The organism is Streptomyces bohaiensis (genome assembly GCF_012033785.1).
Taxonomy (GTDB): Bacteria; Actinomycetota; Actinomycetes; order Streptomycetales; family Streptomycetaceae; genus Streptomyces; species Streptomyces bohaiensis.
Genome location: NZ_JAAVJC010000188.1, coordinates 1 through 9,225, shown reverse-complemented (window position 1 = coordinate 9,225; position 9,225 = coordinate 1). Strand labels below are relative to the sequence as shown.

The 9,225-nt window shown below is 75.3% G+C and carries 7 protein-coding genes; 5 read left to right on the top strand and 2 right to left on the bottom strand.

Translation table 11 applies throughout. The annotated features are described in order from the left end of the window. Window positions 1-331 precede the first annotated feature (331 nt). Window positions 332-1,372, top strand: coding sequence for a rod shape-determining protein (locus tag HCN52_RS17855; RefSeq protein WP_168089452.1), 1,041 nt, complete (start codon window positions 332-334; stop codon window positions 1,370-1,372). 113 nt (window positions 1,373-1,485) lie between these two features. On the opposite strand, the gene HCN52_RS17850 is transcribed toward HCN52_RS17855, so the two are convergent. After that, window positions 1,486-2,778 carry a M23 family metallopeptidase gene (locus HCN52_RS17850; RefSeq protein ID WP_245175251.1) on the bottom strand — a complete coding sequence of 431 codons (1,293 nt, stop codon included), beginning with the start codon at window positions 2,776-2,778 and terminating at the stop codon, window positions 1,486-1,488. Between the two features lie 167 nt (window positions 2,779-2,945). Between HCN52_RS17850 and HCN52_RS25565 the strand changes: the two genes are divergently transcribed. Further along, window positions 2,946-3,452, top strand: coding sequence for a DUF6343 family protein (locus tag HCN52_RS25565; RefSeq protein WP_245175250.1), 507 nt, complete (start codon window positions 2,946-2,948; stop codon window positions 3,450-3,452). A 102-nt stretch (window positions 3,453-3,554) separates the two neighbouring features. On the opposite strand, the gene HCN52_RS17840 is transcribed toward HCN52_RS25565, so the two are convergent. Then, window positions 3,555-5,198 (bottom strand): protein kinase domain-containing protein, encoded by a 1,644-nt coding sequence (locus tag HCN52_RS17840; RefSeq protein WP_168089450.1) that lies wholly within the window; start codon window positions 5,196-5,198, stop codon window positions 3,555-3,557. Window positions 5,199-5,578: 380 nt separating this feature from the next. Here HCN52_RS17840 and HCN52_RS17835 point away from each other — a divergent pair, with 380 nt between their 5' ends. The 3 genes from HCN52_RS17835 to HCN52_RS17825 form a co-directional block, all read left to right on the top strand. Then, window positions 5,579-5,989, top strand: coding sequence for a DoxX family protein (locus tag HCN52_RS17835; protein ID WP_168089449.1), 411 nt, complete (start codon window positions 5,579-5,581; stop codon window positions 5,987-5,989). Window positions 5,990-6,182: 193 nt separating this feature from the next. Then, complete coding sequence (locus HCN52_RS17830; protein ID WP_168089448.1) at window positions 6,183-7,751, top strand: hypothetical protein; 1,569 nt, start codon at window positions 6,183-6,185, stop codon at window positions 7,749-7,751. Next, window positions 7,748-9,225: pyridoxal phosphate-dependent decarboxylase family protein (locus HCN52_RS17825; protein ID WP_312876755.1), on the top strand; the 1,478-nt coding region annotated here is incomplete at its 3' end. The genes HCN52_RS17830 and HCN52_RS17825, both read left to right, overlap by 4 nt.

The window sequence follows — 9,225 nt, the reverse complement described above, 5'->3', positions numbered from 1 at the left end:
GGGCTGGACGCCGTGCGCGCCGCCCGCCACGCCGCGCACCCTCGTCGGGGTTGCGGCGCGTGCGGCTGCCCCTTCCGTGGCGGACGGCGGTGCGTTCGCCGCCCCGGGCCGCCGAGCCACGCACCCGAGCCCGAACGACAGCCGAGAAACCGCAGGTCACAGCAGGTTCGGCGCAGCGCCCACGCCGACCCCGCCCGAGCGGGCGGGGCACCCGGGCCGAGAGGCGGTGCGCCGCCCGCGAGCGATGTCCGCTGCTCCGTCCGGGCGACCACCTCCCCCGCGTGGACCACCCCGAGGTGCGCACCACGCAGCGTGCCCGCATGGTGACGATATGACCATGAGCCTTGACCAGATCCGCCGCTGCGCCGTGGCCGTCGATCTCGGCGCCTCCCGCACCCGCGTCTACCTCAAGCAGACCGGCCTGATCGTCGACGAGCCGTCCGTGGTGGCCGTCAACACCCGGACCGGCGCCCTCATCGCCGTCGGCGCTCCCGCCGAGCGGATGGACGGCCGCACCCCCTACAACATCCGGGTCGTCCGCCCGATCAGCGGCGGCACGGTCGTCGACATCGACATGGCCCAGCGGATGCTGCGGGCCATGGTCGGCACCAAGCTGCGGCGCGCGCTCCGGCGCCGTCCGCTGCTGCGCATCGGGATCTGCGTGCAGCACGACGCCGACCCGCTGGCCCGCCGCGCCGCGTACGAGACGCTGCTCGGCCTCGGCGCCCGCCGCGTCGAACTCGTCAACAGCCTCATCGCGTCCGGCATCGGCGCCGGCCTCCCCGTCGAGCAGCCCGAAGCCGCGATGATCGTGCAGTGCGGCGCCACCACCACCCAGGTCGCGGTGCTCTCGCTCGGCTCGATCGTCGCCGCCGACAAGGTGCCGATGGGCGGCGAGACGGTCGACCGCGCCCTCGTCCAGTACCTCCGCAACCAGCACGAACTGCTGCTGCCCAGCCAGGCGGTCCGCCCGCTGCACCTCGCGCTCGCCGGCAGCGAGTACGGCAACGCCCAGGTCCACGGCCGGGACGTCGCCACCGGCCTCGGCCGCACCGTCCACATCGACCAGGGCAGCCTGCGCAACGCGGTCCGCACCCCGCTGACCTCGCTGCTCGACGGCATCCGGTCGGTGCTCCACCGCTGCCCGCCCGACCTGGTCGCCGACCTCGCCGACCGGGGCATCACCCTCACCGGTGGCGCCGCCGAACTCCCCGGCCTGGCCGACACCCTTCGGGAGAACACCGGCATGCCGGTCGCGATCGCCGACGAGCCGGGGCTGTGCGCGGTCCGCGGGCTCGGCGCGATGATCGAGGGCAAGGTCCGCCCGGTGACGATGAGCCAGCCGGCCGAGGAAGCCGAGCCGGTGGCCTGACGCACACCCCCACCACCGCGGCACCCCACCACCGCAGCACCCGCCGGGACGGCGCCCGGGCGACGGCAGCAGCCGGACGCCCGGGCCCCGCCGGCCGGATCAGCGGCGCGGCGTCAGAGCTCCACGCCGTGGTCCCGCAGCCACGGCACCGGGTTGATCGCCGAGCCGATCCACGGCGTCAACCGGATCTCGAAGTGCAGGTGCGGGCCCGAGGAGTTGCCGGTGTTCCCCGACAACCCGAGCCGCTGCCCCGCCCCGATCTCCTGGCCGGCCTCCACCTCGATCACCGACAGGTGGGCGTACTGGCTGTAGTAGCCGTTCTCGTGCTCCACCACCACGGCGTGGCCGTAGGCGTCGTTGCAGCTGGTGGCGGCGATCCGGCCGGCCCCGATCGTCAGCACCGGCGTACCGGTCGGGATCGCGAAGTCCTGGCCGGAGTGGGTGGACGCCCACCGGTTGCCGCTCTGGCCGTAGCCGGCCGTCAGCGTGTAGTCGGCGTGGACCGGCGCCGTCCAGTCCTCCTCGACAGCGTCCTCCGCGAGCCGCTCGTCGTCGCGGACGGAGACCGCGCAGTCGCCCGGGACGGTGGCGTCGCGCAGCACCTCGTCCTCGTCGACGCCCCCGGCCTCCCGCCGCTCGGCCGCCCGCTCGGCACGGATGCGCTCCACCGCCTCGGCCTTGGCCTTCTCCAGCTCCGCCAGCCGCTCCTCGGCGAGTTCGAGCTTCTCCTCGACCGCCTCGCGGATCTCCTCCTGCTTCTCGGTGGTCGCGGCGGTCTCGGCGCGGAGCTCCTTCAGTTCCTCCTCCGCCTCCTTCAACCGCTCCTCGCTCTGCTGGGTGCGCTCCAGCAGCGTCACCGCCGTCACCTCACCGCGGCCGATGAGGGAGCTGCTGTTGAAGAACGCCTCGGGTGAATCGGAGAACATCAGGTGCGCCAGAGCCGCGCCGCCGCCGGCGCGGTAGCGGGAGCCGGCCTGCTGGCCGACCATCGCGCGCAGCGTCTCCAGCCGCTTCTCCTCGTTCTTCAGCTCCTCGGTGAGCATCACCAGATCGGCCTGCTCCTGCGCGGACTTGCGCCGCAGGCGCTCGTGCCGGGCGCTGGCGCGGGCGGCCTCCTCGCGCAGCTCCTCGATCTCCTCGGCGGCCTCGGCGAGTTCCTCGTCGAACGCGGCGAGCTCGGGGGAGACCAGCTCCTGCGGGCCGTGGTCGTGACCGTCCTCGTCGTGGTGGTCCTCGGCGTCGTCGCCGTCGTCCCCGGAGCCGGAGATGCCGTCCTGCGCCGGCAGCGCCGTGGCGACCCCCTGCCCGAGGGTGCTCGCCGGGGCACCGGGGGCCGCCGCCGCGGGCAGGGTGCCGACAAGGACCGCCCCCGAGGTGACCGCCGCAATGCCGCACGCGCGCGCCATGGTGCGCACGGAGATCCCTTTCGCCACAGCTGTCCCCCGAAAGAAGCGAGTCCCGGACCGTCCCCGTTTCTACCAGACGCCCCGGCGTGTCGGGCAGTTCCCGCACGAGCTGTTCATCTCGGCACCCCCGGGTACCCGGGGACTACCCTCGAAGGGAGGAGGCCGACATGCAGGACGATGACCGCACACCGGACGACCGCCGTCCGCACCACCTCGCACCGGGCGAGGGCGCACCGCACGGCGGCGCCCCGCACGCGGACCGGTCGGACCCCGACCACCACCCGTACCGCTTCCGCAACCCGCGCACCGGCACCGAGCCCATCACGGCGCGCAGCGACCTCACGCTGCGCCTGGTGCTCTCCTGGGTCTTCGCGCCACTCTTCCTGGTACTGACGGTGGGGTTCGCCGTGTGGTGGGGGATGACCGGGCCCGGGGACAGCCCGAACCGCGGGGAGCTGGGGCTGCTGGTCGCCGCCGGCGCGGTGCTGACGCTGCTGGCGGTGATCGACCTGGTGGTGGTCACCCGTCGGCTGCGGCAGGCGCGGGCGCGGGGCGACCGGGCCACCGGAACCGCCTCGGAGCCGATGCCCCCGCAGGACGGGAGCAGGCCGGCGGGCCGATCGCGGGGCGAGCAGCGGGCCGGCGGGCGGCGACGCCACGGCTACGGCCACTGACCGCGAGCACTGACCGCGGCGGACCGCGGCGACTGACCGCGAGCCCGTCGGGACGCCCCGCGGCGCACGCGGTGCAGAGCCCGCGCCGGGAGGAGCCTGCCGTCAGACGTTGACGCCGTAGGCCTGGGCGATCTGCACCAGACCGGAGGGGTGGGCGGCGCAGTCGGCGTGGAAGCCCCAGCCCTGCGGGGTGCGGTACAGCTCGCCGAGCGAGAGCCCGTAGCCGTCGCCGACCGCGTCGTTCTCCAGCCGGAACCCGCACAGCTCGGTGCCGGTGTCGGCGTCCAGGACGCGGACGGTCATGTCGGCCAGGCTCGACATGTTCAGCCCGCGCTCCTCGGCCTCGTGCAGGGACAGCGCGAAGACGATCCGGTCGGTGTCGGCGTCGAGCCGGCCCGGCTCCACGAGGAACCGCTGCTCGCCGTCGCCCTCGCCGTGGAGCGGGGTGGTGTCGGCGGGGCCGTCCTCGCCCTCGTCGCCCTCCTCGACGGACGGGTTCTGCAGACGGATGGAGTCGCCCTGCTCGTCGTGGTCGCTCGGCAGCGCGACGTTGTTGTAGAAGACGAAGTGCTGGTCGCTCAGGACCTGGCCGTCGGCGTCCACCGCGAAGGCGCTGCCGTCGACCTCGGGGGTCTCGTCCGTGTCGGGGGCGAGGCTCCAGCCGAGGGCGATCGTCAGCCGCTCCGTCTCCGGGTACGGGCCGCAGCGCTGCCCCGGGGAGAGCCACGGCGGGCCGGCAGGCATCGGCGGCTCGGCGGGCATCGGCGGCTCGAAGGGCGGCGGCGGCACCTCGGGCACCGTCGGCGCGACCATCGCCATCCGGGGGTCGACCCGGGTCGGGACGTAGCCGGGAGGCGCCTGGTCGTCGAGGGCGGCCGGCACGAAGTCCGGGGTGTCCTCGACCTCGGGGCGCGGCAGCTGACGCAGCGTCCGTGCCACCTCCGCCGCGTCGACGGGACGGTCCTCGGCGCTCTTGGCGAGCAGCTGGAGGAGCAGCGCGTCCCATTCCTCGGGCACGCCCGGGCGCAGCGCGCTGGGGAGTTCGGGGGTGGTCGTGACGTGGTCGCGCATCAGCGCGTAGAGCGCGGTGCTGTTGAACGGGGGCCGTCCGACGACGAGTTCGTAGAGCATGCAGCCGAGCGAGTAGAGGTCGCTGCGGGCGTCGTAGGAGCCGCTCTCGATCTGCTCGGGCGCCATGTAGGCGGGCGTGCCGACGACGACGCCGGTGCTGGTGAGGCGGGCGTGGTCCGCGGACTCGCTGAGGACCGCGGCGATACCGAAGTCCAGGACGCGGACCAGGCCGTCCGCGCAGACCATGACGTTGGCGGGCTTGAGGTCGCGGTGGACGACGCCGGCGTCGTGGGCGACGGAGAGCGCGCGGCAGATCTGCTCCGCCCAGCGCGCGACCTCGTCGAGCGAGGGGAGGGCGTGCTCGATCACGTCGGCCAGCGAGCGGCCGTGCAGCCGCTCCATGACGAGGTACAGCAGCTTGCTGTCCTCCACGGTCGCCTCACCGGCGTCGTGGACGGTCACCACATAGGGGCTGGCGAGCCCGGCGAGCAGCTTGGCCTCCCGGTCGAAGCGCTCCTTGGCCCGGGGGTCGCGGCGCACCGAGACGCCGCTCATCACCTTGATCGCGACGTGTCGCTCCAGTCGCAGGTCAACGGCCTCCCAGACGGCGCCCATGCCGCCCTCGCCGAGTCGCTCCCCGATCCGGTACCGGCCGTCCAGCACCAGCGCGTCCATCGTTTCCCCTGCCGCTACGCCACTCGCTGAGACCTGCCGATCTCTCCCCGCCGTCTGTCAGGCCAGGCCAGGGTAACCCTTCGCAGGGCCCCCGGGACCTTCGCCCCGGGAAATGGTCGGACGACTGAGGGGTCGCGCGCAACCCGTCCCGGCGGCCCACCTCGATCGCGTGGCAGTGGGCGGACCGGCGGTACCGGGACGGGATGGGACGAGACGGGAGCGCCCGGGACACGGCGGGGCAGCTCCGGCCATCTCGCCGCACGGCAGGCGGACCGTGCGCCGGCCCCGGCCCGGGTGGCGGTCGCCCTGCGCGGCTCGCGGAGCGCGCCTACCGTGAACGGAAGGGGGCAAGCCGTCACCGCACGTGTCAGGAGCGCAGCATGGACGTCCTGATCCTCATCGGACGCATCTTCTTCGTCGTCCTCTTCCTCAGCTCCGCCGTCGGGCACCTCACGCAGACCGCGGCCATGGCCCAGTACGCCGGCGCCAAGGGCGTCCCCTCCCCCGCCCTGGCCACCAGGGCGAGCGGGGTGCTGATGCTGATCGGGGCGCTGATGGTGCTCCTGGGCGTCTGGGCCGACGTCGGGGCGCTGCTGCTGTTCCTGGTTCTGCTGCCGACCGCGGTCCTCATGCACGCCTTCTGGCAGCAGGGCGACGCGGGCGCCCGCCAGCAGGAGATGATCCAGTTCAACAAGGACCTCGCGCTGGCGGGCGCGGCGCTGGCCCTCTTCGCGTTCTTCGTGAAGACCGGCGACGGCCTCGGCCTCACCCTCACGGGCCCGCTGTTCTGACCCCGCGGCTCTGACCCCGCGGCCGGCCACCTCTCCGGGGAACGGCAGGCCGTCACCCGAACAGACGCACCGGCACGAACCACCCGATCCGGCAGTTTGCGCGCCCGCCCGGCGCAACGGCGTGGAACGCGCGCCGCGCTGCTGCTTCGCTCCCTTCCGGCGGCCCACTCGGTCCGCCGGAAGGGAGCGAGGGGTGGCTGGTGTCGAAGTGGCGGACGACAGGGCACCGGGGTTCTGGCGACGGTCGGGCGTCCGCCCCGCCGAGGAGCGGCCCCGGGAGAGCGTGGTGACCCGGCCGGTGACGACCCTGGCGGGCGTGGACGTCGACGAGGGGCTGCGGCTGCTGGCGTCCCGGGTGGGGCGGGCGACCTGGCTCGACCGCTCCGGTTTCCTGCTCGCCTCCTTCGGCCCCCGCCCCGCGTGGCTGCGCACCGCCGCCGTCTCGCCGCTGCTGCGCGCCGCGACGGCGGAGCCCGGCGGCCCTCCGGAGACGGCGTTCCCTCCGCTGCCCCGCCAGGCGCCGGCCGGGGCGGATGCTTCGGCCGCTTCGGTGGGGGACGCGCCCGCTGAGCCGCTGCCGGGGCGGTACGCCGTGGCGTTCGCTCCGGAGCACGGCGACCACGCCGTCACCTGGGCCGCACGCCACCGCCGGCGACTGCTGGCGCCGCCCGCCGCGGTGACCGCCCTGGCGGCAGACAAGATCGCCGCGCTCGACCTGTTCCGTGAGGCGGGGGTGCCCGTCCCGGAGCACGCCGTGATCCCGGCCCGCGACCGCTCCCCCGCGGCGGCGTACTGGCCGCCCCACTGGGAGCGCGCCGTACTGCAACGCCGGGAGAACAACCTGCTCGGCCAGGGCACCTTCCCGCTGGCGTCCCGGGAGGAGCTGGCGGCCGCGCTGGACCGGCTCCCCGGTCGCGCGCTGCGGCTCAGCCGGCACGTGCCCGGCCTCTCGCTGACCGCCGGCGGCTGCGTGGGCCCGGACCGCACCGTCGTCACCGCCGTCTCCCACCAGCTCGTCGGGCTACCGCAGTTGGGCGCCGGATGGGGGACGCACTGCGGCAACCAGCTGGTCGGCCCCTCCGACATCGGACCGGGCCGCTACGCCGCCGCGCGGGCCGCGGCACACGCCGTCGGCGAGGTGCTGCGGGCCCGCGGCTACCGGGGTGTCTTCGGCCTGGACCTGCTGGCCCCGGACAGCGGGGCGGCCGACGGGAGCGCTGCCGGTGAGCCGAGCGGCACCGGTGGCGGGAGCGGCATCGGTGGCGGGAGCGCCGCAGACGGCGTGGTCGCCGTGGAGATCAACCCCCGCTTCCAGACCGTCGTCTCCCTGGTCCAGGCGGCCGAGCGGCACGGGGGGCTGCTGCCCTCGCTCGGTCTCCACATGCTGGCGCACCTGCTGCCGGAGCTGCCGCCGGTCCGCGAGGTGACGACCCCGCCGCCCCGGCTGAGCCAACTCGTCGTCCACGCCGACCGCCCCCACACCCTCGGCACCCTCCCCGAACCCGGCCGGTACCGCCTCGCCCCCGCGGACTCCGCCGCCGAGAGGCTCTGCGCGGCCGACCGAAGCCCCCTCACCGCGGCCGCCCCCGACGAGGCGCTGTGGTGGCCCCACGCCTCGCCCGGCCCGGTCGCCACCGGGGACGAACTGCTACTGGCCCAGTTCAACGGCTGGAGCGCCCCCCTCGAACCGCGCCCGCGCCTGTCACCGGCCGCGCTGCGGTGGACCATCGCGGCGCGGGGCGCCCTCGGGGAGGCACCGTGACCGCCGCCGACGCACCGTTCCGCGTGGGTGAACTCGCGCTGTCAGAGGCGGAGATGCGGGAAGCGGGCCGCCACCTGGTCGAGGCGGTGCTCACGCGGCTGACCACGGTGGCCGACGGCCCGCCCCACGCCGGAGCCGACCCGGGCCGGCTCCGACAGCTGTTGGACGGCCCGCTGCCGGAGCACCCCGGGTCGCTGCCGGAGGCGATCGACACGGCGGTACGCGACGCCCTGTCGTACGGCATCCGGTTCGACCACCCGCGCTGCCTCGCCTTCGTCCCGACGACGGGCACCTACCCGGCCGTGCTGGCCGACGCCCTGGCGGCGGCGTTCCACAGCGTGCCGGGGGCCTGGCTGGTGGGTGCCGGACCGACGCAGCTGGAACTCACCACCGTGCGCTGGCTGTGCGAGCTGCTGGGACTGCCTCCCGGTCACGGCGGGCTGTTCCTCAGCGGCGGGTCGGCCGCCAACCTGACCGCGCTCGCGGCGGCGCGCGACGACCGTCTCGACGGCGAGGGCGTGCCGCCCGGCGCGCGGTTGTACTGCTCCAGCCAGGCGCACCCCTCCGTCGCGCGCGCCGCCCACCTCATCGGACTGCGGCGGTCGCAGCTGGTGGTGCTGGAGCCCGACGCGGAACTCCGCCTGCCCGCTGACCGGTTGCGGGCACGCATCCGCGCCGACCGGGCGGCCGGACTGCGGCCGTTCGCGGTGGTGGCCACCGTGGGGACCACCGGGACGGGCGCGATCGACCCACTGCCGGAACTGGCGGACATCTGCGACGAGTTCGGACTCTGGCTCCATGCGGACGGCGCACACGGCGCGGCGGCCGCGCTCACCCCGGCCGGCCGCGCCCGCTGCCGCGGCCTGGCACTGGCCGACTCGCTGACCGTCGACCCGCACAAGTGGCTGTTCCAGCCCTACGAGGCCGGCTGCCTACTGCTGCGGCGGCCCGAACTGCTGCGCCGCAGCTTCGCGATGGACCGCCACCGGCTCGACACCGGATACCTCCGCCCCGCCCGCGCCGGCGGCGAGGAGACCAACCTCGACGACTACGGACCACAGCAGTCCCGCGGGCTGCGGGCCCTGAAACTCTGGCTGTCGCTGCGGACGTTCGGTGCCGCGGCGTTCCGGCGGGCGGTGGCGGCGGGCACCGAACGCGCCGAGTACGCGGCCGAGCGCGTCCGGTCGACCGAAGGGCTGGAGCTGGTCACCCCGGCCTCGCTCGGCATCCTCACCCTGCGGTGCGTCCCGGCCGCGGCCGGCGCCTCCGGGCCCGGCCCCTCCGGGGCCGCCGCGGACCGGCTTCAGGAGGCCGTCAGCGCCGAGGTCTGCGCCGGGGGTCGCGCCATGGTGCTGACCACCGACGTGCGGGGGCGCCGCGTCCTGCGGCTGTGCGTCATCAACCCCGCCACCACCCGCGCCGACATCGACGAGACCCTCGCGCTGCTGGCCGAGGCCGGCCGCCGCGCCCTCGC